The organism is Streptomyces sp. LZ34 (genome assembly GCF_053890475.1).
The window spans coordinates 892,327-915,044 of the sequence record NZ_CM132680.1; the positions used below are offsets into that span (position 1 = coordinate 892,327).

The 22,718-nt window shown below is 71.2% G+C and carries 16 protein-coding genes; 3 read left to right on the forward strand and 13 right to left on the reverse strand.

Annotated features, from left to right (window positions below):
* Window positions 1-11: 11 nt before the first annotated feature.
* Window positions 12-2,063 (reverse strand): hypothetical protein, encoded by a 2,052-nt coding sequence (locus ACWY4P_RS02855; RefSeq protein WP_456208493.1) that lies wholly within the window; start codon window positions 2,061-2,063, stop codon window positions 12-14.
* A gap of 169 nt (window positions 2,064-2,232) precedes the next feature.
* On the opposite strand from ACWY4P_RS02855, the gene ACWY4P_RS02860 reads away from it, so the two are divergent.
* Window positions 2,233-3,717 carry an ABC transporter substrate-binding protein gene (locus tag ACWY4P_RS02860; RefSeq protein ID WP_456208494.1) on the forward strand — a complete coding sequence of 495 codons (1,485 nt, stop codon included), beginning with the start codon at window positions 2,233-2,235 and terminating at the stop codon, window positions 3,715-3,717.
* 28 nt (window positions 3,718-3,745) lie between these two features.
* Here ACWY4P_RS02860 and ACWY4P_RS02865 read toward each other — a convergent pair whose 3' ends face one another.
* From ACWY4P_RS02865 to ACWY4P_RS02900, 8 genes are read right to left on the reverse strand one after another with little or no spacing between them, the layout of a single operon-like run.
* Complete coding sequence (locus tag ACWY4P_RS02865; RefSeq protein WP_456208495.1) at window positions 3,746-4,714, reverse strand: DUF5605 domain-containing protein; 969 nt, start codon at window positions 4,712-4,714, stop codon at window positions 3,746-3,748.
* On the reverse strand, window positions 4,711-6,123 hold the full coding sequence (locus ACWY4P_RS02870; RefSeq protein WP_456208496.1) for a DUF5060 domain-containing protein: 1,413 nt from the start codon (window positions 6,121-6,123) through the stop codon (window positions 4,711-4,713). Before ACWY4P_RS02870 ends, ACWY4P_RS02865 begins: the two co-directional genes overlap by 4 nt.
* Complete coding sequence (locus ACWY4P_RS02875) at window positions 6,120-7,196, reverse strand: sialidase family protein (protein WP_456208497.1); 1,077 nt, start codon at window positions 7,194-7,196, stop codon at window positions 6,120-6,122. The genes ACWY4P_RS02870 and ACWY4P_RS02875 overlap by 4 nt, the downstream gene beginning before the upstream one ends.
* Window positions 7,193-8,233 (reverse strand): ABC transporter ATP-binding protein, encoded by a 1,041-nt coding sequence (locus ACWY4P_RS02880; RefSeq protein ID WP_456208498.1) that lies wholly within the window; start codon window positions 8,231-8,233, stop codon window positions 7,193-7,195. The genes ACWY4P_RS02875 and ACWY4P_RS02880 overlap by 4 nt, the downstream gene beginning before the upstream one ends.
* Window positions 8,230-9,237, reverse strand: coding sequence for an ABC transporter ATP-binding protein (locus ACWY4P_RS02885; protein WP_456208499.1), 1,008 nt, complete (start codon window positions 9,235-9,237; stop codon window positions 8,230-8,232). Before ACWY4P_RS02885 ends, ACWY4P_RS02880 begins: the two co-directional genes overlap by 4 nt.
* Window positions 9,238-9,245: 8 nt before the next feature.
* Window positions 9,246-10,382 (reverse strand): ABC transporter permease, encoded by a 1,137-nt coding sequence (locus ACWY4P_RS02890; protein ID WP_456208500.1) that lies wholly within the window; start codon window positions 10,380-10,382, stop codon window positions 9,246-9,248.
* Between the two features lie 12 nt (window positions 10,383-10,394).
* On the reverse strand, window positions 10,395-11,396 hold the full coding sequence (locus ACWY4P_RS02895) for an ABC transporter permease (RefSeq protein WP_456208501.1): 1,002 nt from the start codon (window positions 11,394-11,396) through the stop codon (window positions 10,395-10,397).
* A 12-nt stretch (window positions 11,397-11,408) separates the two neighbouring features.
* The gene (locus ACWY4P_RS02900; protein ID WP_456208502.1) at window positions 11,409-13,418 is read right to left on the reverse strand and encodes an ABC transporter substrate-binding protein; all 2,010 of its coding nucleotides are present in this window, start codon (window positions 13,416-13,418) and stop codon (window positions 11,409-11,411) included.
* A gap of 313 nt (window positions 13,419-13,731) precedes the next feature.
* Between ACWY4P_RS02900 and ACWY4P_RS02905 the strand changes: the two genes are divergently transcribed.
* Entirely contained in the window at window positions 13,732-14,460 is a 729-nt protein-coding gene (locus tag ACWY4P_RS02905; protein ID WP_456208503.1) for a GntR family transcriptional regulator, read from the forward strand.
* 34 nt (window positions 14,461-14,494) lie between these two features.
* Window positions 14,495-16,423: a glycoside hydrolase family 127 protein gene (locus ACWY4P_RS02910; RefSeq protein WP_456208504.1), complete on the forward strand. Its 1,929-nt coding sequence runs from the start codon at window positions 14,495-14,497 to the stop codon at window positions 16,421-16,423.
* Window position 16,424: 1 nt separating this feature from the next.
* On the opposite strand, the gene ACWY4P_RS02915 is transcribed toward ACWY4P_RS02910, so the two are convergent.
* The 4 genes from ACWY4P_RS02915 to ACWY4P_RS02930 form a co-directional block, all read right to left on the reverse strand.
* Window positions 16,425-18,716, reverse strand: a complete 2,292-nt coding sequence (locus ACWY4P_RS02915; protein WP_456208505.1) for an Ig-like domain-containing protein — start codon at window positions 18,714-18,716, stop codon at window positions 16,425-16,427.
* Window positions 18,713-19,933 carry a carbohydrate ABC transporter substrate-binding protein gene (locus ACWY4P_RS02920; RefSeq protein WP_456208506.1) on the reverse strand — a complete coding sequence of 407 codons (1,221 nt, stop codon included), beginning with the start codon at window positions 19,931-19,933 and terminating at the stop codon, window positions 18,713-18,715. The genes ACWY4P_RS02915 and ACWY4P_RS02920 overlap by 4 nt, the downstream gene beginning before the upstream one ends.
* 90 nt (window positions 19,934-20,023) lie before the next feature.
* Window positions 20,024-21,898 carry a right-handed parallel beta-helix repeat-containing protein gene (locus ACWY4P_RS02925; RefSeq protein WP_456208507.1) on the reverse strand — a complete coding sequence of 625 codons (1,875 nt, stop codon included), beginning with the start codon at window positions 21,896-21,898 and terminating at the stop codon, window positions 20,024-20,026.
* Window positions 21,899-21,946: 48 nt separating this feature from the next.
* Entirely contained in the window at window positions 21,947-22,714 is a 768-nt protein-coding gene (locus tag ACWY4P_RS02930) for an RraA family protein (protein WP_456208508.1), read from the reverse strand.
* Window positions 22,715-22,718 lie beyond the last annotated feature (4 nt).

The following is a 22,718-nucleotide window of genomic DNA, read 5'->3' on the forward strand; positions in this document are numbered from 1 at the left end:
GCTGGGGTGCCTCAGGGCGGCCACGGTCCGTCGTCCCCGGCCCGCGCCGCCCGCATCCGCAGCGCCTGCGACAGCACCTGTGCGGTCACCCAGGAGGGGTTCCAGGTGTTGCTGGTGCCGCGCGCCTGCCAGTTGGTGGGGAAGAATCCCTCGGCCTGCTCGCCGAGCCCTTCGAAGCCCCACTGCCCCGCCCGGGTGCAGATGCCCTGCCCGAAGGCGTGGAGGATCAGCTCGCCCAGCCGGCGATACGTCTGGCGGCCCGTCAACTCGCCGAGCCTTGCCAGCTCGTACGCCGGGAAGAACACGTCCACGTGGTGGTTCTGCACGCTCACCCCCGGCCACCCGGCCGTCCGGAAGCCGGATTCGAACGGCGGATCCCACTGGTAGACCCAGGTGAGCAGCCAGTCGGCGGCCTCCTCGGCCCAGGCCCGACGGCGCTCGCCACCGGAGAGCAGCAGCAGCTCGTACACGCACAGGAAGTACGCGATGCCGCCCTCCTTGTCCTCGCAGACGGCGTCGAGGGTGGCGCGGGCGAAGGGCGTGGCCCAGTCGTCGGCGTGCCGGTGGCGGTAGTGTGCGACGAGCTGTTCGGCGCGCCGCAGCATACGGGCCTCGCCCGTGATCCGGTGGGCCTTGAGCAGGGCCAGGACACACGGCAGCCCGGCCGCCCCCGGCTCCTGGGGCAGCGGGCTGCCGTCCAGCCGCCAGCCGAGCGGCGGCACGGTGGCGCAGGCGGCGTCCACGCCCTCGGCCAGCGCCCGGATCCAGCGCCGCGGCACGGCGTGGCCGTGGTTCCCCAGCAGCTCGATGACGTCGGCGAGGTCGCACAGGGCGTCGCCGTACGCCCGGGACGAGACGAAGGGCTCGCCGTCCCGCTCGAAGGCGGACCAGGCGCGGTCCTCGGTGGAGTAGAAGCTCATGCGCAGGCCCGGCGGGGCGCCGGCGGCACTGCCGTCGAGGTAGAAGTCGACGGCCCGGCGGCAGCGGTCGACGCGCCAGGGCTGGTCGCGTTCCAGGCCGACGCGAGCGTCGCACCAGGCGAGTTTCAGGCTCTGGCCGGTCCAGCCGTACAGAAAGCCGGGGGTGTGGCCGGGCCCGGTGAACTTGAGGAATCCGGCGGCCCCCGCGGCTTCGTGCCAGCGGCGGTCCATGGCCGCCGTCTTGTAGTGGACGATCTGGTCCAGGGTGAGGGGCCGGGCGCCCTCGGGGGCGTACAGGCCGAGCCCTTGGTGCACCAGCGGCCGGAAGCCGTGGCCCGGGCGGACCGGGGACCCCCAGTCCAGGGCGTAGCGCGCGCGGTGGACCGCGCCGGGCGGAAGGTCGAGGTAGCCACCGTCGTAGGGGGCGGTCTTCCCCTTGTGGACGTACGCCGTGTCCGGGACGCCGTTGAACATCAGCGCGCCGCTCATCGCGAGCAGCTGAACCGCCCCGAGGGCGTGGCTGTCGTGCTGGACCGCCCCGAGGGAGCCGCTGCCGGGCTCCGCCGCGTAGAGGGTGACGTACCACCAGCGGGCCGCGCGGCCGCGGGAGCGCCACTCCGCGTGCGCGCACGGGACGGGCAGCCGGTGTTCCTCGACCACGAGGGCGCGGTGCGGGCCGACGCCGAGCCGCGGCACGGTGCGGTCCGGGTCGGCCGACGGGTTGCCCCGGTAGAGCACCTGCGGCAGGGTGACCGCCGCGGCCCTCCGGCACGGCAGCGGCAGCGCCACGCCGAGCACGGCGTCCTCGTACCCGCGCTCGCCGGTATTGCGCCACGTCACGTCCATGCGCAGCAGCCCCCGCACGAACCCGAAGGCGACCTCGACGTCGAGCCCGCCGACCGCGCAGCGCACCGCGAGTCCCTGTGCCGTGTGGCGGACCTCGGGCTCGCGCGCGCCGGGCAGGCCGATGCGCCAGGGGCGGCCGGTGGACATGGCCAGCATGCCGCTCAGGGGGGCGTCGAAGCACAGGGCGCCGCCGGCCGGCTCCGCCCGGCTCGCCGCCCCGTACCGGAAGGCGGCCCGTACCTCGCCCCGCTCCACCGTGAGGTCCAGGCTCTTGTCACCGCTCGCGATCCGGAACACCGGCGGCTCCCCTCACCGACAACTGTCATTGAGCGCACGGGTGTTGACCCCGCTGGCGCACGGCGTGACCATTATGGCATTCAGATGGCATACCAGTGGAGTTCCGCGCCACGCCTCTGAAACGCCCCTGATCCATACGTCCGTGCGTCCGAGCAAGAGGAGTGTGAGCATGCGTCAGGCACCCAGGGACGAGGAGGGCGACTCCCGTTCCCGTATGAGCCGCCGGAGGTTCGTCGCGGCCGGGGCAGCGGCCGGCACCGCGGCCCTGACCGGCACCGCGGCGGCCACGCCGCCCCCGACGCGGGCGCGTCCCGCGGCCGGCTCCGCGTCGGCGGGCGCGTCCGCCTGTGTCCCGGTCCCGAACCGCTACAACAAGCCGTTCGAGGTCTGCGATGACGAACTGTTCGTCTTCATGGCCAATTACAAGCCCTTCGAGAACCCGGGCTTCTTCGACGCGGTCATCGGCGACAAACTCAGGGCCGCGTTCCCCGGTCTGAAGATCAAGGCGGTCACCTGGGACTTCCCGGTCCGCTACGAGGACCTGGACAAGGCCGGCGTGGTGCCCGACATCATCCTGGAGGACCCGCGCAGACGCATCGACCGCGACCTGGAGCCCAGGGGCTGGGTACGGGACCTCAGCGACGACCTCACCTCCCAGGGCATCGACCTCGGCTCGCTGAACCCGGCGGCGGTCGAGCTGGTCAAGTCCCGCTCGGACGGCGGGGTGTACGGCGTCCCGCTGTTCGTCGACGAGTACGTCCTGTTCCACAACAAGAAGGTCTTCGACATGCGCGGGGTCAGGACCCCGGCGAACGGCATGACGTACGACCAGGCGTACCGCCTCGCCAAGAAGCTGACGTTCGAGCAGGACCTGGTGGCGTACAAGGGATATCTGCAACATCCGGATCTGTACCTGGAGTTCAACCAGCTCGGGCTCTACCCCTTCCTGCCCACGGGCAGCGAGAATCCGGCACCCGGGGACATCAAGGTCGACATCACCTCGGCCGGCTGGAACCGGCTCGGCGCGAACCTGGAGCGCTTCCTGCTCCTGCCGCACAACATCTTCACCACCGTCGACGACTTCCTGCTGACCGGGCATGTGGCCATGGCCGTGGACAGCCTCTGGAAGCTCGGCGCCTACGCGCTGAGCCCGCTCTACCTCCCCGAGGACGACGCCGACGAGTGGCGCGAGCTGGCGAAGAACATCGACCTCGGCGTCACCTCCCTCCCCGTGCTGGGCGGGGATTCGCGGTCGGTGTACCAGCCGAACACCATCGCCGCGTTCGTGCCGCCCCAGTCGGGCAAGCGCAAGCAGGCCCTCGAGGTCGTGAAGTGGCTGGTGTCGCAGGAGGCGCAGACCGAGCTCGCCCGGAACGGCATGAAGCCGGCGCTCAGGTCCGACGCCGCCCAGGCCGCGTTCGGCGCCGCGATCCCGGGGCTGGCCGGCGTGGACACCTCGGGGGTCTTCTGGGGGGACAACGCCGTCGTCAAGGGCTACCAGCAGACCGAGTACTGGGACCTCCCGCTGTACATGGTGTTCCGCCAGCATGTGCTCAAGGACGGCCTCGCGGTGCGCTCGGCGCTGAAGGTGACCGAGACCAAGGACATCCCGGACTACATCAGGTCTCAGGCGGCGGCCGGCAAGGACTGGTGAGACCAGCCCGTCTGATGGCTCACGCCCGTCAGGCCCGGCGGATCCGTATCGCGAGGTACGGCTCCGCCGGGAGTTCCACCTCGAAGCTCCCGGTGTGTGGGGAGCCGAGGGTGCGCACGGTCATGTTCCAGGTGTCGATGACGTCCACCCGCCAGGGGCCGCCGGGCAGCTCGAAGGGGCGGCGCGGGTAGCGGTGCGGGCCGAGGTACTGAAGCCAGTACTCCCCCGGCGCTTCCAGGGTCGAGGCGTCGTACGTCTCGGGGGTGTGCGCGAGGCCCTGTGGCGCCTCGTCGAGGATCGAGCGCAGGAAGGCGATGCGGGGCGCGCTCGAACCGCTCAGCCGTCCGCCGTGGGCCTTCCAGGGGCGTGGCCCGTAGGCCTCGCCGTGGGCGACGTATCCGCCCCGGCACACCCCTTCCCAGACCCGGAACACCAACTCCTCGGGCGACAGGGCGGAGTCCGGGTCCTGGTCGTCCCCCTCGGCGCCGCAGTCGTCGACGAGCACCGGCTTGCCCAGGTCCCGGGTGAGCCGTGAGACGGCCCGTACCTGCTGGTGGCCGAGCGAGGCGTGGGTGATCCAGGGGGCGCCGAAGTCCGTGTGGACGCCGCCGTGCACGGTGAGCGGGTGGTGGCCGTGGTCGTACTCCTGGATGTCGGTCTGGGCCTCGGGGTCCGGCGGGGCGCACCACCACACGTTGGGGTGGCCGGCGAGGCGTTCCACCGTCTCCGGAACGCGGCGGCCGCGCAGCATCACCTCGGCCTGCACACCGATGGCGCCCAGGGCGCCGATCTGCTGGTCGAGCCGGTCGAGGGAGAGGGCGGCCGAGGCGGTGAGCCGGACCCGGTTGAAGGGGGTGGCCGCCAGGGCGCGGAGGGTGTCGGGGTCGGCCTGGGGGACGGCGGTGGTCCAGGGGTGGTAGGGGGTTCCGTCCGCGTGCCGGAAACGCGTTCCCTCAACACGGATGGGGCCGTGGTCGGGCCCGTGGTCGCCGGTCATGTCGCCCTCCGCATGCGCAGTGCCAGGTCGGGGCGGCGGTCCAGCGGGACGCGGACCCGCCCGCGACGGACCCCGGGCAGCGGGGTCACCGTCATCTCCCAGGTGTCGATGAGATCGAGGCGCCAGGGCGCGCCGGTGTCGGGGAGGTCGATGTCACGGTGGGCGTGGCGCCGGTCGCCGAAGTAGACGAAGGTGTCCTCGGGCCCTTCCTCCATGAGCCGGCGCAGGAAGGCGATCCTCGGCGGACTGTCTCCGTGCAGCCGGCCGCCGCGCGAGATCCAGGCCGCGTGGTCGGGGTCCTGCTCGGGGTAGCACTCGCCGTGGCCGACGTATCCGCCGGCGCTCACGCCGTGCCAGAACTGGCGCACCAGCGCGCGGCCGGTGAGGTTGCCCCAGCGGCGGCCGAGCTTCCCCTCGTAGCCGATCTCGTCGAGGACCACGGGCTTGGGGCAGCCGGCCAGCCACCGCGGGGTCAGGGCGGCGTCCCAGTGCTGGATGGACTGGTGGGTGGTCCAGGGCTTGGCGAAGTCGTAGATGCGCTCGTACTCGTACATGCGGGTGCCGTTGTGGATCGACCGCGGGTGCTGGTAGGGGTCGTGCCGCTGCACGAACTGGCCGATGCGGTCCCAGTCCTCGGTGGTCTTGGCGGTGTTGAAGTCGTACTCATTGGCGATGGACCACCACACGTTGCGGTACGCGGCGAGGCGGGCGAGGGTGTGGCGGACCAGGAAGAGGTCCTCCTCGCGGGTCATGTTGTCGACGCCCCAGTGCCCCTGGTCGTAGGGGTGGAAGAGGATGACGTCCGCCTCGACGCCGAGGTCGCGCAGGTCGCGCACGCGCCGTTCGAAGTGGGCGAAGAAGGCGGGGTCGAAGCGGGCCGTGTCCAGCGCGCCGGGGGCGCGGCCGGGGAAGGGCAGCCGGGGCGGGTTCATCGCCCGGGTCGGCAGCAGGCACATGCGGACCTTGTTGAACGGCGAGGCGGCGAGAGTGCGCAGGGTCCGCTCCTCCAGCTCCTCGTTCTCGTCGTGTGTCCAGTGGTAGCAGGTGGTGCCGAACGGCGCGTACGGGGTGCCGTCGGCGTACCGGAAGCGCCGGGGACCCGCGATCCGGACGGGTCCGTGGTTGCCGGGGCCAGCGGCCTCGCACATGAACTCGCCGCTGTGCCCGTCCAGTTCGGTGGCGTCGGAGCGCGTGGTGTACGTCCACAGCCCGGTCCGGTCGGGCATGAAGCGGACTCGGTAGACTCCCTCCCCGTCGTGACAGCCGTCGTAGAAGCCGTCGACGCTCACGACGCGGTGGCGATGGCGGAAGTCGGCGCCGAACCCGACGTCCCGGTACGGGTTTCCGGTCGACGGCCCGGTCAGGCGCAGTTCGTACACGCCCCAGCGCTCGACGCGCGGCGCCGTCACGGGCGGCCGTCCCGGGCCCAGTCCTCCTCCACCGTCAGGTGTTTGATCGTCTTGCGCAGATAGGAGCAGGCGATGTGGAGCAGCCCGTCCCGGCTCTGGAGGACAGTGGGGTAGGAATAGCCGTATTCGTTGTCCCAGTACTCCGCGTCGGCGGTCTGCAGATCGCGCCGGTGGGGCCAGGTGCGGCCGCCGTCGTCGGACAGGGCGAGCGTGAGCGGCGTGCGCAGGGCCTTCTTCCGCCGTCCGTCGCCCTCCCCCACCCAGCGGTACTCCCCGCGCTCCAGACTCGCGTGGTTGTAGACCAGCGCCAGGGTCCCGCCGCGCAGCCGGGTGAGCTGGACGGCCGAGTTGTTGTTCGGAAGCCCGGTCCTGGTCGGCGGGGCCCAGGTGCGGCCGCCGTCGGTCGACTCGGAGGCGTGGATCCGGTCCGCCGCTCGGCTGCGGAACATCGCGAACAGGGACCCGTCATCCCTCGGGACGGCGGTCAGCTGGACCAGGTGCTCGGCTCCGGGCAGGTCGTGCTCCTTCCAGCTCTCGCCCCCGTCCCCGCTGATCAGCACGGTGCTGTACTCGCCCGAGCGCCGGCACCGGTAGGCGGGCAGCAGCCAGGTGCCGTCGTCGAGCGTCAGCGGTGGATTGCGGACGAAGACGCCGGGCCCCTCCAGAAGGACGCGCGGCGGGCTCCAGGTGTGGCCGCCGTCGGGAGAGGTGCGGGCGATCAGGCGGGCGGTGGTCTGGTCATGGGGTTCGCCCGACGGGTGGAAGAGCCAGACGGTGCCGTCGGGCCGCTGGGCGAGCACCGGGTTCTGCTCGGAGCGGACGGGGTCGGCGGACAGCGGTACCGGTGTGCTCCAGCGGCCGGATCCATGGGGCAGCCGCGACAGGACGACATTGGTGTCCCGGTCGCCCTCCTGCGGGCCGTTGAACCAGGCGCACAGCAGGTCGCCGCCGTCGAGCTCCAGGAGATTGGCGGCGTGGCTGTCGCCGGGATGGATCACGGGCAGCAGCGCCTCGCGCACCCTCCCGTCGTGCGCCGAGGGCCGTACGACACCGTCGAAGCGCGAGTCGCTCATGTGCCGTGCACTCCTTTCAGGTCCAGCTCTCCGGCGAAGTGGCAGGCCACCGCCCGGCCCGGCGCCGGCTCGCGCAGGGCGGGCACCTCGGTGCGGCAGCGGTCCTGGGCGTAGCGGCACCGCGGGTGGAACGGGCAGCCGGGCGGCACCCGCGACGGATCGGCCACCTCTCCGCGCAGCACGATGCGCTCCCGGCGGCGCGCGCCCGGGTCCGGGTCGGGGACGGCCGACAGCAGCGCCTCGGTGTAGGGGTGCAGGGGCCGCTCGTACAGGTCGTCGGTGGCGCCGGTCTCGACCACCTTGCCCACGTACATCACGGCCACCTCGTCGGCCATGTACTCCACCACGCCCAGGTCGTGCGAGATGAAGAGATAGGTGAGGTCGGACTCGTCCTGGAGGTCCTTGAGCAGATTGAGGATCTGGGCGCGCACGGACACGTCCAGCGCGCTCACCGCCTCGTCGGCGACCACCAGGCGAGGCCCGGGGGCCAGCGCCCGGGCGATGCCGACGCGCTGCCGCTGGCCTCCGCTGAAGGCGTTGGGGTAGCGGCGCAGATACTCGGGGGGCAGGCCGACGCGGCGCAGCAGTTCGGCAACCCGCTCCTCGATCTCGGCGGCCCGCAGGCCGAGGTTGGCTCTGAGGGGTTCGCCGACGATCTGCAGCAGGGTCATCCGCGGGTTGAGCGAGGCGTACGGGTCCTGGAAGACGAGCCGGATCTCATTGCGGTACGGCTTGAGGGCCCGCTCGCCGAGAGCCGCCAGGTCGACGGGGTCGCCGTCCCGTGGGTGGTAGCGGATCTCCCCGGAGGTGGGCTCGTGGACCCTGAGCAGGCAGCGGCCCAGGGTGCTCTTGCCGCAGCCGGACTCCCCGACCAGCGCGACGGTGCGGCCCGCCGGGATCTTCAAGGAGACGCCGTCGACGGCGCGGACGTGGCCGACGGTGCGGCCCAACAGCCCGTGGCGGATGGGAAAGTGCTTGGTCAGGCCGTGGACCCGGAGGAGGGTGGGGTCCGGCGCCGGGCCGGGGGGTGCGGTCATGTGCGGGTCTCCTCGTACAGCAGGCACCTCACGGCGCGCGCGGCTTCGGGGCCGGTGACCGGCGGTGGCACCGTCACATCGCAGCGTCCGGCCATGAACTCCTCGCAGCGCGGATGGAACGGGCAGCCGCCCGGGCGCCGGTAGGGGGGCGGCACCATGCCGCGTACGGGCCTGAGCCGTTCCCGGGGCCGGGCGCCGAGCCGGGGCACGGACCGCAGCAGGGCCTTGGTGTACGGATGGCGGGGCTCCCGGAACACGGCCGCGAGGTCGCCGTGTTCGACGACGGTGCCCAGGTACATCACGGCGACGCGGTCGGCCAGCTGCGCCGCGACCCCGAGGTCGTGGGTGATGAGCATGAGCGCCATGCCCGTGTCCCGCTGCACGGAGCGCAGCAGATCGAGGATCTGGGCCTGGGTGGTGACGTCGAGCGCGGTGGTCGGTTCGTCGGCGATGAGCAGTTCGGGACCGCAGGAGAGGGCCATCGCGATCATGGCGCGCTGCAGCATGCCGCCGCTCATCTGGAAGGGGTACTCGTCGACGCGCCGCTCGGGGGCGGGGATGCCGACCCGGCCGAGGAGTTCGACGGTCCGGGCGCGGGCCTCGGCCTTGGTGACCGGCTCGTGCAGCAGAATGGCCTCGGCGATCTGGTTGCCGAGGGTGTGCATGGGGCTCATGGATGTCATGGGCTCCTGGAAGACCATGGCGACGCGCCCGCCGCGGATGGACCGTACGGTGCGGGCGTCGGCGGTCAGCACATCGGCCCACCCGGTGTCCGTGCGGACCCGGACCTGACCGCCGGCGATGCGGCCGGGCCGGTCGACCAGCCGCAGCACGGAGCGGGCCATGACGCTCTTGCCGCAGCCGGACTCGCCGACGACCGCGACCACCTCGCCCCGCCGGATGTCCAGGTCCACGCCGTCGACGGCACGCACCACTCCGTCCTCGAGCTCGAAGTGGGTGCGCAGGTCCCTGATCTCGAGGATCGTCTCGGCGGGTGCCACCACACACGCTCCTAACTCTTGTACGGGTCGGCGGCGTCCCGCAGCCCGTCGCCGACGAAGTTCATGGCGAGGACGGTGACGACGACCGCCACCCCCGGAAGCAGCAGCCACGGCGCGGTCTCCACCGTGCGGACGTTCTGGGCCTCCTGGAGCAGCACGCCCCAGCTGACGGCCGGGGACTGGAGGCCGAGGCCGAGGAAGCTCATCGCGGTCTCGCCGAGGATCATCGCCGGTACGGCCATGGTGATCGAGGCGATGACATGGCTCGACATGGACGGCACCATGTGGCGGAAGATGATGCGGCCGCGACCGCAGCCGTCCAGGCGGGCGGCGATCACGAAGTCCTCCTCGCGCAGGGAGAGGAACCGGCCGCGCACCACCCGTGCCAGGCCCGTCCAGCCGATCACCGACAGGATGGTGGTGATCGCGAAGTACCTCAGCAGCGGACCCCAGTCGGGGGGAACGGCGGCGGAGAGGGCGAGCCACAGCGGCAGGGTGGGGATGGCCATCAGGAATTCGATGAGGCGCTGGATGACTGTGTCGGCCGCGCCCCCGAAGTAGCCGGAGATCCCGCCGAAGAGGAGTCCCAGCAGGAAGCTGACGGTGACGCCGATGAGGCCGATGGACAGCGAGACCCGCGAGCCGTGGATGATACGGGACAACAGGTCACGGCCGGCCCGGTCGGTGCCGAGGAGGTACACCTTCTGGCCGGGGTCCGCGGGGCCGATGAGGTGCCGGTCCCACGGGATGATGCCCCACAGGCGGTAACCGTCTCCTCGGGCGAAGAGCCGCAGCGGGACGCGCTGTTCGGGATCGACGGTGTGGATCTGCTCGAAGGTCTCCGGGTCCCGCTCGGTGCGGAAGCCGTTGACGTACAGCTCGAGGCCGTCGTCCCAGCTGAAGTCCACCTTCACCATCTGCGGCGGAGCATAGGTGTGCCGCTCGTCGGCGGCGCTCGGGGACCCGGGGGCCAGGAATTCGGCGAAGGCGACGACGAGGTAGGCGCACAGCACGACGACCGCCCCGGCCACCGCCAGCTTGTGCCCGCGGAACTTCCGCCACACCAGGCGCCATGGGGAGGCGCGGCCGGGTTCCCGACCCTGGCCGCCGGCGCCCGGTGTGGCGTGCTTGGAGCGTTTGGATCGCATCGGCATCCGCCCTCACCCGCCCTCGTACCGGTGTCGGATCCTGGGGTCCCACCAGGCGAGCACGAGGTCGCTCACCAGGGTCCCGATGACGGTGAGGGTGGAGAGGATCAGCACGAAGCTGCCGACCAGGTACATGTCCTGGTTCTCCACTCCGCTCAGGAGCAGTGGCCCGGTGGTGGGCAGGCTCATCACGATGGAGATGATGGTCTCGCCGCTGATGAGGCCGGGCAGCAGCCACCCGACGGTGCTGAAGAACGGGGACAGCGACATCCGCACCGGGTATTTGAGCAGGAGTTTCCACTCCGGCATGCCCTTGGCCCGGGCCGCCACCACGTACGGCTTGTAGAGCTCGTCCAGCAGATTGGCGCGGGTGGTGCGGATCAGTCCGGCCGTCCCGGACATGCCGATGATGAGGATCGGCAGCCATAGGTGCCCCATCAGGTCCAGCAGCTTGCCCAGGTTCCAGGCGGCGTCCTGGTACTCGGGCGAGAACAGCCCTCCGGGGCTCTGCCCGAAGTAGCGCATCCCGACCCACATGAGGACGAGCGCGAGCAGGAACTCGGGGACGGCCATCCCGATGAAGCCGAAGAAGGTGGCGAGATAGTCGCCGGCCGAGTACTGCCGTACGGCGGAGTAGATGCCGATCGGGAAGGCGACCGCCCACACCAGCAGCAGCGTGGACAGGGAGAGGAAGAAGGACAGGCCGACCCGGTCCCAGATCAGGTCCGAGACCGGGCGGCTGTTCCAGGCGAAGGCCTGCCCGAAGTCGCCGTGGAAGAGGATGTTCGAAATCCACTTCCAGTACTGCGCGAGAAATGGCTGGTCGAGTCCGTAGCGCTCGCGCAGCGCGACCAGTTCCACGTCGCTCATGAGCTCGCCGCGGCTCTCCGCCTCGGCCTGGAGGGTCGAGACATAGTCCCCGGGCGGCAGGCTGACGATGAAGAACGAGGCGAGCGAGACGGCCCAGAGGGTCAGGACCATCAGCAGCAGGCGGCGGGTGAGGAAGGACAGCATGCCGGCGGTCCGTCAGGCCTTGCCCGAGATGAAGTACGTCGAGGGGTTGCTCGGCCCCGGCGCCTGGTGCAGCACGGCCCCGCTGAACTTCTTGGGCACGTTGTGGACGTTCTTCCTGACGATGCCGTACTCGGAGGGCGGGGTGGAGATGCCGAGGTAGTAGAACTGGTCCTTGGTGATGGCCAGGATTCGCCGAGCCAGGGCCAGCGCCCGATCGGAATCGAAGGTGAACCGCATCCGGTCGAAGAGGTCGAGCTGACTCTCGATCTCGGCGGGCGGTTTTTCGCCGTCCCTCCCGTTGCGCGTGTACCACCTGGCCCAGGCCCCGCCGTAGCGGGAGGAACCACGGGGGTTGGTGGGCAGGTAGTAGTGGTCTCCGCCCGGGCCGGTGCGCAGATCGAAGGGGCCCCCGGTCCAGGTGGCGGCCTCGGACGCGCCGGCTTCCACGCGTTCCCAGTACAGCGTCTCCGCGACCCGCTGGATGTTGGCGTCGACACCGACCTTCTTCCAGTCGGCGCGGATCAGGTCGAGCGCGTCCACATGGTCGGGCATGTCGGAGACGACCAGCACGGTGAACGCGACGGGGGCGCCGTCCTCGGTGCGTCTGATGCCGTCGCCGCCGCGCCGGGCGAGCCCGGCCCGGTCCAGGGCCTCGTTGGCTTTGCCGAGGTCGTACTCGGTGTACTGGGTGCCCAGTTCCTCGTCGAAGAGCTCGCTGCCGGGGAGCGGGGCGCACTGCCAGGCGCGGCCCTGACCGCCGTAGAAGGTGTCGATGATCTTCTGCCGGTTGATCGCGTACGACAGGCCGATCCGGAAGTCCTTGGTGGCGAACAGCGCGCGCCTGGCCGCGTCGGGGTGGGTCTGGTTGAAGCCGATGATCATCGTGTTCACCAGGTCCGAGGTGACCTCGATCAGCTCGTAGCCGCCCCTGCGACGGTTGCGGGCGATCACCGGCTTGTTGCGGACCGTGCCGAAGTTGTAGAGCTGCATGCCCAGGTCGCCGTTGGACACCTTCAACACCTCGACCTCGACGTCCTGCACCACATCGACGATCACCTTGTCGAGGTACGGCAGTTGGGCGCCGTCCGGGTCCACCTGCCAGTAGTAGGGGTTGCGCTCGGCGACCACGCTGCTGCCCTTGCCGACCTCGTTCCTGGCCACCCATGCGTTGAGGGTGGGCAGGTCCGGGTTGGCCCAGGGGTCCGCCTGGATGACCATGTAGTCGATCCAGCGGTCCAGGCCCGCCTTCTTGGCCAGCGCCTGGGCGCCGTCGTTGTACCCCGCGTGGAACTTCTTCAGGTAGTGCGCGGGCAGCAGCATCGTCACACCCGAGGTGCCGGCGATCTCCTCCAGGAAGCCCGGCTTGGGCTCCTCGTACACATAGCGCACGGTGAGGTCGTCGACCTTCTCGAAGCGGGCGGGCCGACCCGACTTCGACAGCCACAGCTCATAGACGCCCGCCGTGTGCATGTCCTTGTCGGCGTTGAAGTCGGCGAAGGCGAAGGCGAAGTCGTCGGTGGTGACCGGCTTCCCGTCGGACCACTTCAAGCCCTTGCGCAGGGAGAAGACGAACTCCTTCCCGCCGCCGCGGACTTCGTACTTCTCACAGACGTTCGGCAGGATCTCGGTACGCGCCACTCCCCGCCACTCGGGCGCCCAGCGCACCAGCGGCTCGTATCCCATGCTGTAGCGCAGCCAGTTCATGTCCTCCTGGGTGAGCATCACCGAGTGCCAGGTACCGCCGTAGACACCGGCCTCCTCCAGCGGTGTCACCTCACGGGGCTTGTCGGGCAGGCGCTCGGCCACCGGGGGCAGTTCGCCGGCGTCCACCCGCTTCTTGAGCGAGGGCGCCTCCTTGCCCTTCTCTCCCTCCGACTCGCCGTTGTCGGGATCCGTCTCGAAGAACCCGCAGCCGGGCAGGCCGGCCACCGCGAGCATTCCGGCGCCGGCGCGCAGCAGGGCGCGTCGATCCAGTGTGCCGGCGCGGTACCGGGTGGCCCCGGGGATACGTTCGGGAGTCATGTCCACGCTCCAGATAGTCCACGGGGGTGGGATTCCAGCTGGCATTCCAGTGCGGACCGATCCACCGCGCCTCACGCCGTCGTGCCGTCGTAAAACGGGGCGGCCGAGCCGATGTTCCTGTGCAGCAGGCTCTGAACGGATACTTCCAGGGGCATGTCGGTGGTATGCCATGAGTTTGTTGGCCGCCCTCCGGAGCGTCAACCCCCCTCGCAGGAGTATTTCTTTGCCGCCGTCGACCCGCAGACGCCCGGTCTACCAGCGGCATACCATAGGGGCGGCACATCGTTCGGGAGTGGGAACAGTGGGAGGCGGCATGATCCGACCGCGAGCGGCGGCGGCCCGCGAGGAGGAGTCACCGGCTCCGGAGCCGGGCCCCGCCGAGAGCCTGGAGACCCGGGCCCGCACGGCGATCGTGGAGTGGCTGACCAAGGAGAACCCCGCGCCCGGCCAGGCGGTTCCGGTACGGGAGTTCGCCCGCCGCCTCGGCATGAGCCGCACCCCGGTGCGCAGCGCGGTCGGCCGGCTCTACGAGCGCGGCCTGCTGGCGTACGACGCGTCGGTCGGCTTCACCGTGGCCATCCCCTCCCTGTCGAGCCTGTACGAGCTCTTCGAGCTGCGGCTGATGCTGGAGTCGCACAGCCTGCGCCTGTTCGCCGAGCGCACGGACCGCCAGGTCCCGGCCCGGCTGCGGGAGCTCGTGGACGAGGCGGCCGAACTGGCCCGGCTGTCCCTGGAGGATCCGAGCCGCTATGGGGAGTTCCGGGAGAACGACGCCCGCTTCCACCGGGAGATCGTCCGGCTGGGCAGCCTCCCCATGCTGCTGGAGCTCCACGACGACCTGCACTTGAGCCTTCATGTGACCCGGGCCGGCATGGAGGCGCCGATCACCGCCTCCCGCCTGGACATGGCCGTCGCGGAGCACCGCGCCGTGGTCGACGCGCTGGAGAGCGGCGACCGGCCGCGGGCCAGGGACCTCCTGGAGGCGCACATCCTGCGGGTCCGCGACCAGATGATCGCCTTCCTCGCCCGGCCCCGCATGTAGCGCACCCCACAGCCCTCACGCCAAGGAGGCATCCGTGGACGGCCCCGTACTCCCCTCCCCCGGCGCGCGCACGGCACACCGCCCGCCGGGCGGCGCGCGGATACGTGTGACGGACGGCCTGTGGCGGCTGTGGCAGCGGGTCAACCGCGCCGACAGCGTGCCGCTGGCCCTGCACTGGCTGGAGAAGTCCGGCGCCCTGGCCAATCTGCGCATCGCCGCGGGCGAGGAGAAGGGCGCCTACCGCGGGCCCGTGTACGCGGACTCCGATGTGCACAAGATGCTGGAAACGGCGGCCTGGGAGCTCCAGGCGGGCCCGCAGGACACGCTGGCCGGGTTCCTCTCCCGCACCACCGGGCTGCTGGAACGGGCCCAGCAGGACGACGGCTACCTCGACTCGTACTACCAGGTGGCCGAGGTGGGCCGCCGCTACGGCCGGCTGGTCGACAGCCACGAGCTGTACTGCGCCGGCCATCTCCTCCAGGCCGCCGTGGCCGCTCACCGCGCCACCGGGGGGACACGGCTGCTCGCGGTGGCGCGGCGCTGCGCCGACCACCTGTGCGCGGTGTTCCTCGAGGACCCCGGGCCCGGCCTGGACGGCCACCCCGAGGTGGAGACGGCGCTGGTCGAGCTGTTCCGGACCAGCGCCGAGGAGCGGTATCTGACCCTGGCGGCGCGGCTGGTGGAGCGGCGTGGGCACGGTCTGGTGGGGCGCCACAAACACGGGGCGCGGCACCGTCTCGACCACCTCCCGGTCCGCGTCGCACCGGCGGTGACCGGACATGTCGTACGGGCGCTCTACCTGGAGGCCGGGGCCGTGGACGTGGCCGTGGAGACGGGCGACGACGAACTGCTCCAGGCGTCGGCAGCCCGCTGGGAGGACATGGCGGCGACCCGGACGTCGCTCACCGGCGGGCTGGGCTCACGCCAGGCCGGGGAGGTCTTCGGCGAGCGCTACGAGTTACCGCCCGACCTGTCGTACAACGAGACCTGCGCGTCCGCGGCGAGCATCCAGTGGAGCTGGCGGCTGCTGCTGGCCACCGGCGAGGGGCGCTACGCCGACCTGGTCGAGCGCACCCTGTACAACGCCTTCGCGGCGGCCCGCTCGCTGGACGGACGGAAGTACTACAAGGGCAATCCGTTGCAGCGGCGCCCCGACCACGCGGAGGCGGTCGGCGATCCGCGCAGCCGGGACGAGTGGTTCTACTCCGCCTGCTGCCCGCCGTCGGTCACCCGGCTGGTGGCCTCGCTCCCGCACTACGCCTCGACCACGGCGGGGGACACGCTCTTTCTCCACCTGTACGCGCCGATGACCCTGTCCTGTGCCCACGCGGGCGGCACGGTGGGGCTGCGGATCGACACCGGCTATCCGTGGGACGGGACGGTCACCGTCACCGTGGAGCGCGCGCCGGCCGGCGAGTGGGCGCTGGGGCTGCGGGTGCCGCCGTGGAGTACGCGGACGTGGCTGACGGAGCCGGGCGGCGCGCGACGGCCGGCGGCCGGCGACGCGCAGGGGCGGGCGGTGGTCAGGCGGCGCTGGCGGGCCGGGGACCGGCTGGTGCTGGAGCTGGACATGACGCCGCGGCTCACCGTGCCGCATCCGAGGATCGACGCGGTGCGCGGCTGTGCGGCGATCGAGCGGGGGCCGCTGGTGTACTGCTTCGAGCAGCTGGACCAGCCCGCGGGCACGCTGGTCGACGAGCTGGCGCTGTGCGCGGGCACCGCGCTGCGGGTGCGGGACGAGCCGCACCTGCCGGGGCTGGGCCGCACGGTGACGATCGAGGCGGACGCGCTCGCCGTCACCGGCCCGCACCAGGCGGGGCTCCCGTACCGCACCCACGGCTCCGTCGACACGCGGCGGCCCACCACCGCCACCGCGGTGCCGTACTTCCAGTGGGACAACCGCGGTGACGGCGCGATGCGGGTGTGGGTGCCGCTGGCTGAAAACGCCCCGGCCAGTTGTTGATTCAGTTGTTGATTTTGACCTTGCTGAACCGTGCCGTCGTGTAGTGCGCGACGGCGTTCGCCTCCTTGTTGCCGTCCACCACCAGGCCGGCATAGAGCCGTGGCCCCATGGGGACGCGCTCGTAGCCGACGCGTGTCCACTGGAGGGAGTCCGGTGAGACCTCGGCCGTGAACTCGTCTCCGCGCAGGGTGATGCGCAGCCAGTACGGCTTGTTGTCGAGCATCTCGTCCTCCTCCCACGGGTAGTTGCCGACGTTCATCTCGGTGCCGTGGGAGTGCATCCGCTTGGCGGTCGCCTTGATCCCGCCGTTCGCGGCGTAGATGCCCATGAGACAGAACGGGGAGTCGGGGGTGAGGTTCTCGCGGATCATGATTCCGGCGAGGACGTCCTGGTACACCGCGCTGATCGAGTCCAGGCGTGCGACGAGCTCGACGACCTCGTCGTCGGGGGCGTCGATGGCCCGGTAGACGAAGTGGAAGGAGTCCTGACGGCCCTTGATCTTTCCGGAGCCGCGCAGGGTGAACACCCCGCCGTCCAGTGCGGCGGCCCCCGCGATGGGCACCGGGCCGACGTCGGCCGCCGTCCAGGCCCCCACCGCGGTGGAGCGGTTGACGTGGACCGGCACCATGCTCGACATGGTGGCGGTGCCGGTGCTGTCGGTGGCGCGGGCGGTGAGGTGGTGGGTGCCCGCGGGCGCGCCCGCCCACACGATCTCGTACGGCGCGGCGGTGGTTTCGCCGAGCTTCTTGTCGTCGGCGTAGAAGACGACGGAGGCGATGCCCGCGCCGTCGGCGGCGGAGGCGGTGGCGCGGAGGGTGAGGTCGCTGGTGCCGGTGTCACCTGCGAAAACCTGATCAATGGCCGGGGCGGTGAGGGCGACGGCCGGGTTCGGGGCGCCGGTGCGCCCGATGGAGTTCAGATAGAGCTCCAGGTTGCTGTAACCGGTGTCCGGGTCGATGGCGCGGCCGTCCGCCGGGTCGTCGGGGTCCAGGCCGTGTGCTCGCTCCCAGTCGTCGGGAATGCCGTCGTGATCGCTGTCCTTCGGGGCTTCGGCGGAGGTCAGCGGCGCCACGCCGCCCACCTCCCGGTGTGAGTTGATCATGCGTCCGGTGCCCTTGCGCACATCGTTGACCAGCCGCGCGTCGATCGCGTCCCGGCGCGGCAGAACGGCGCCGGCGCCCGCCAGGACCGCCTTGTACGCCTGTTTCGGAGTCTGTTCCTCGATGGGGCTCGGGAAGGCCACGGGCTCGTCCCGCAGAGTGGCGCCGCCGAGCGGGAAGCGGATGCCGAGCCGGTTGTCGGCGGTGACCTTGCGGTGTCCCTCGATGAGGTTGCCGTCGACGTACCAGATGCCGCCGCGGTTGGGGGCGATGATGACGGGCGCGATGTCGGCGACGGTGTTCGGACCCGGCTTGTAGTAGTTGCCGACGATGTTGATGCCGTCGGCCCACTCGCCCCCGTACGCGGAGGTGTAGCCGTAGTTGTAGATCACGTTGTTGCGGTGGTCGGCCTTGAGGGCCATGTCCTCGACGAAGCTGAACCGCGGGTTGCGGCCGCCGTTGTGGACCAGCAGGTTGTGGTGGTAGGTGACGTTGTCGCCGCCCCACAGTCCGCCGTAGCCGTGCCGTCCCTTCTCGTGCGCGGACATGGTGAGCCCCTCGGCGATGACGCACCACTGCATCGTCACGTTCTCGTTGCCGTACGGGGAGCAGACCTCGTCGACCGCCCAGCTGAAGGAGCAGTGGTCGATGATGACGTTCTCGCAGCCCTCCATGCCGAAGGTGTCGATCGGGGTGCCGAGGGCGTCCGTGCCCCGGAAACGCAGATGGCGCAGGATGATGTTGCCGACGTCTCTGATCTTGGTTTCGTTGCCGACGACGCAGATGCCGTCGCCGGGCGCGGTCTGGCCGGCGATGGTGAGGTTCGACCCGGTGATGTCCAGGCCACCCTTGAGCTCGATCACGCCGGAGACTCGGAAGACGATCGTGCGGTCGCTGCCGGAGACCGCGTCGCGCAGGGAGCCAGGTCCCGCGTCGGCGAGCGTGGTGACCTCGTAGACCTCGCCGCCGCGACCGCCGCTGGCATATCTCCCCCCGCCCTCGGCTCCGGGGAAGGCCAGAACGCCGCCCGCGGCATCGGCGGCCGCGGCGAGCTTGTCGTCCGCCCGCGCCGACGGCGTCCACAACACGGCCGCGCCGAGCAGCGCGCCGGTGCCGGCCACGAACGCGCGCCGGGCCAGCGGTCGCGTCCGCGCCTCGTCCCGCGGCTCCTCCCGTCTGTTTCCTTCACTCATGTTCCGTTTCCCTTCGGTCGCAGCAAGCGGTCAGGTCGCCGTGTCCGGTCACGGAAGCCCTCGTTGAGCTCGGCCAGGAGCCGGCCGGGCGGCCGCCCGTCGACGAGCCCTTCGCGCAGCAGCCGGGAGGCGGACCGCTGGAAGTCCGGATAGCCGGCGACGCGCGGACGCACCCAGGCGTGTTCGACAGTGGCGAGGGTGGCGCGGTAGAAGCCGCCCCAGCGGCTGTTGGTGCGCGGGTCCGTCCAGGCGGCGCGGTCGGACGGCTGGCCGCCGGTCACCGGGAAGAGCTCGCGCTGCACCGGTTCGGCGAGCAGCCGTCGCAAGTGGTCCCGGATGGCCTCGCGCACCAGCGGGTCGTCGGTCCGGCGGTGCGAGACGGCCAGCCCCGCACCACCGAGCACACTGCCCGGCCGTCCTCCACGGTGGTGGGCCGGGGCGTCGGCGAAGGCGAGCGGGTACGGTCCCGACTGCGTGGCGGGGGCGTAGCCGTACACCAGAGGGCAGTAGGCGGGCCCCTCGGCGGAAGCCATCGCCGCCAGCAGTCCCACCGGGCCGAGCCGCCACAGCCGCGGGTCGCCGCGTGCCGCCAGCCGGGCCATGGTCTCCAGGGCCGCCCCGCCCGTCTCCCGCGAGACGAACTCCGGGCCGCGGCCCGGCTCCTCCCCCAGCGCCACGCACAGCGCGCAGAAAGTGAGCAGCGCGTGGGGGCCGCCCAGGCAGAGGGTCAGCGGGACGGGCAGCGCCACCACCTCGTCCCAGGTCCGCGGCATCGGGTAGCCGGCCATCAGGTCGGGGCGGGCCGCGGCCACCTGGGCCGCGGCGTCCAGCGGCAGCGCCCAAACCCGGCCGCCGAGCACATGGCTTTCGTAGCAGGCGCCGACGGTACGCCCGCGCCAGTGTTCCAGCTGTGCCGCCGGGAACAGGTCGTCCATCGCCACCAGGCACCCGGCCTCCACCGCGGCGCCGAGGCCGATGTGCTCGACGACCAGGAGGTCGTAGTCGGAGGCGAGACCGTCGATCGGCGCTGTCTCGAAGGCGGCCGACGGCTGCCGGTCCCAGCGCAGCGGCAGACCGACGGTCTCGCAGCCGGGCGGGACGGCGGCGTCCAGCCGGGCCAGTTCCTCCAGCGGCGCGTAGCCGCGCGGGTGGTCCCAGGTGAGTCCGCGCAGCTCGTCCGTCACGGCGGGCGGCAAGCCGGTCGGCATGATGTTCATGTCATCTCCTGACGGGCGTGGGCCGGGGCCCGCCGGGCCACTCGCTTGAGCGGCGGCCCGGCGAGGGCCCACGCGGGTGCGCCTGTGCGCTCAGCCGTCCGCGCCGGGCAGCGGATAGGGGAAGGAGGGCTTGACGCCGATCTTGTCGTACTCCATGCGGGAGGGATCGAAGCCGTCCTGCCAGTTGGCGTTCTCCACGGTGTTGCACTGATAGCTCTGGTACTTGTCGTCGGTGACCTTGCCGACCTGGATGTCGGTGAAGGTGAAGCCGCAGCCGCCCGCGTCCATGTGCACCCCTCGGGTGCCGCTGTCGGGCATGGAGGCGTCCGGTATGACATCGCCGATGACGACCTGCGAGACACGGTTGTCGCTGGTGTACGGCTCGGTGTTGTCGACGCCGTAGGTGTAGAAGGCGCCCATGTCACCGCTGTCCAGACCGGCTTTCTCGATGCGCAGGTACTTGAAGGTGTTGTTGCGCGCGTAAGAGTCGCCGGGCCCCACCTCTGGCATCACCTCCAGGGTGACGCCGTAGCGGGCGCTGTGCTCGAACTGGCTGTAACTCACCTCGTTGGAGCCGGTGTTGAGGAGTTCGACACCGGCCGCGTCGCCGGGGACGAGCTCTCCGTAGTGTGTGATGTAGTTGTCGGTGAACAGGTGGTGGCCGGAGATGTCGCCCTCACCCGGGTAGGGCCCTTCGACCTTGATGCCATCGCCGCCGAGGTTCTCCAGCAGGCTGTCGCGGACGGTGAGGCGGTCGTTGGCGAAGAGCGCGTAGACGGCGGTGAAGCCGGTGTCGGAGATCCGCATCCGCTGGAGGGTGATGCCGCTGCTGTTGGTCACGGTGACCGCGCCGAAGCGGTTGCGGTTCATCTCGATCTGCCGGTCGTACACCGGGTACTTGTGGACGTCGCCGGAGTCGCCGTCGCTGATCCAGCCGTAGCGGTACCAGTCGACGTAGTCCGTGTACTGCAGGGCGAGGCCGTCCAGGGAGATGTCCGCCACCCGTCGGTCGGGGGCCGCTCCCGCGATCTTGAACAGTGTCTTGACCGTGGGACGCATGACGGTCACGTCGTCGATGGCGCCACGGGGTTTGTAGTAGAGCTGCCCCTTGCCGTAGTCGAGGTAGTACTCCCCGGGCTGGTCGAGGAAGTCCAGGGAGTTCTGCAGGAAGTAGCGGGAGCCGCTGCGGGAGTTCATCAGCGCGTAGCGGGTCCAGTGGGACAGTGTCATCTGGTTTCTGGCCGGGTTCCAGTCCCTGATGGGCACGGTGTCGGTGAACCAGCTCCAGCTGCCGCCGGACCAGACGACCGCCTGCGCGTTGCTGAGGTCCCAGGAGGCGTCCCAGTCACCGGGGTTGGAGTAGAGCCACTGATGCACGGCCTCCTTCTCCGGCTCCTTGAGCACGGAGAAGAGATACGGGGCCCACTTGTCGTCGGACGCGCGGTTGGGATAGCGGGCGGTGGTGGCCCGCTTCCCGTCCTCGAACAGGGTGAAGAAGCGCTGGTCGGTGCCGACGTCGGCGCGGTAGATGCCGTCCTTGTACGCGGTCCAGCCCGTGACGGGTTCGGCGCCCAGGACGCGGGCCTTGCCGGGCCCGTCGTACGAGCGGTAGACGACCCGGTGGCCGCCGCTCCCGGAGTCGCGGTCGTCGAACTCGACGGTGCGGCTGACCGGGTAGTCGCCCGCGCGCAGATTGACCACGATGTCGCAGCGCATCTTCCCCGGCCGGTTGAGGCCCTTGGCTCGGATGTGGTCGCGGGCTCGCTCGATGGTCCGCCACGGGGCGTCCTTGCCGCCCTTGGCCGTATCCCGGCCGTCCGGCGCGACGAAGAGCTGCGTGGGCCGGCAGCCGGCGGCGGCCGCGTCCGCGCGGTGGCCGGGCAGCGCCGCGCCGCCGATCAGCAGCAGCGCGCCGGCCACCGCCAGGGTGAGCCTGAGCTGTGGTCTTCGGATGGTGCGCAACACGGTCCTCCTTGTTTTCCGGCTCGGTTCGCCGTCGGCGTGTCCGGAGCGTCAGGCCGGGTTCTGGTCGCGCCAGCGCTCGTACTCGGCGCGGGTGCCGGCCGTCAGCGGGTAGTAGTCGGTGAGGGCTCCTCCCTCCTCGATGCGGGCGCGGCTGAAGCGCTCCCAGTGCTCGTGCTCGCGCGCGGCGGCGATCACGGCGGGTGCGGTGCGCCGGGGCACCACCACGGGCCCGTCGTCGTCGGCCACCAGCAGGTCCCCGGGCAGCGCGAGCACTCCGCCGCAGGCCACCGGCGTGTCGTACGCCCAGGGGAAGAGCTCGGCCTGGGAGGCGTAGTGGGGGGTGACACCCGTGGCCCAGATGGGCACGCCGGTCTCGCGCACCCTGGGCGCGTCACGGATGCGGCCGTCGACGACGATCCCGGCGCCGCCCTTCTGCCGGAAGTAGCGCACCAGCATGTCGCCGAAACAGCCGGTGTACGCGGAGCCGTAGGCCTGTACGACGAGGACGTCGCCGGGTTCGATGGTCTCCAGGACGGCCCACAGGGCGGTGTGCCGCTCCACGTACTCCTGGCCGAGGCCGGAGGCGATGTCCTCACGCTGCGGCATGAACTGAAGGGTGCGGATCCGGCCGGCGATCTTCAGACCGGGGGCGAGTGGCCGCGGTCCGCAGACGAAAGTGCGGCGGATGCCCTGCGCGTGCAGTTTGGCGCAGGCGGTGGCGGCGGACACCTCGGCGAGCCGGGCCAGGACCTGGGGGTCCGCGGGCCCGGGGGCGTCCCCGCGCACCGGCAGATCCCACACGGGTTCGTCGTCCACGAAC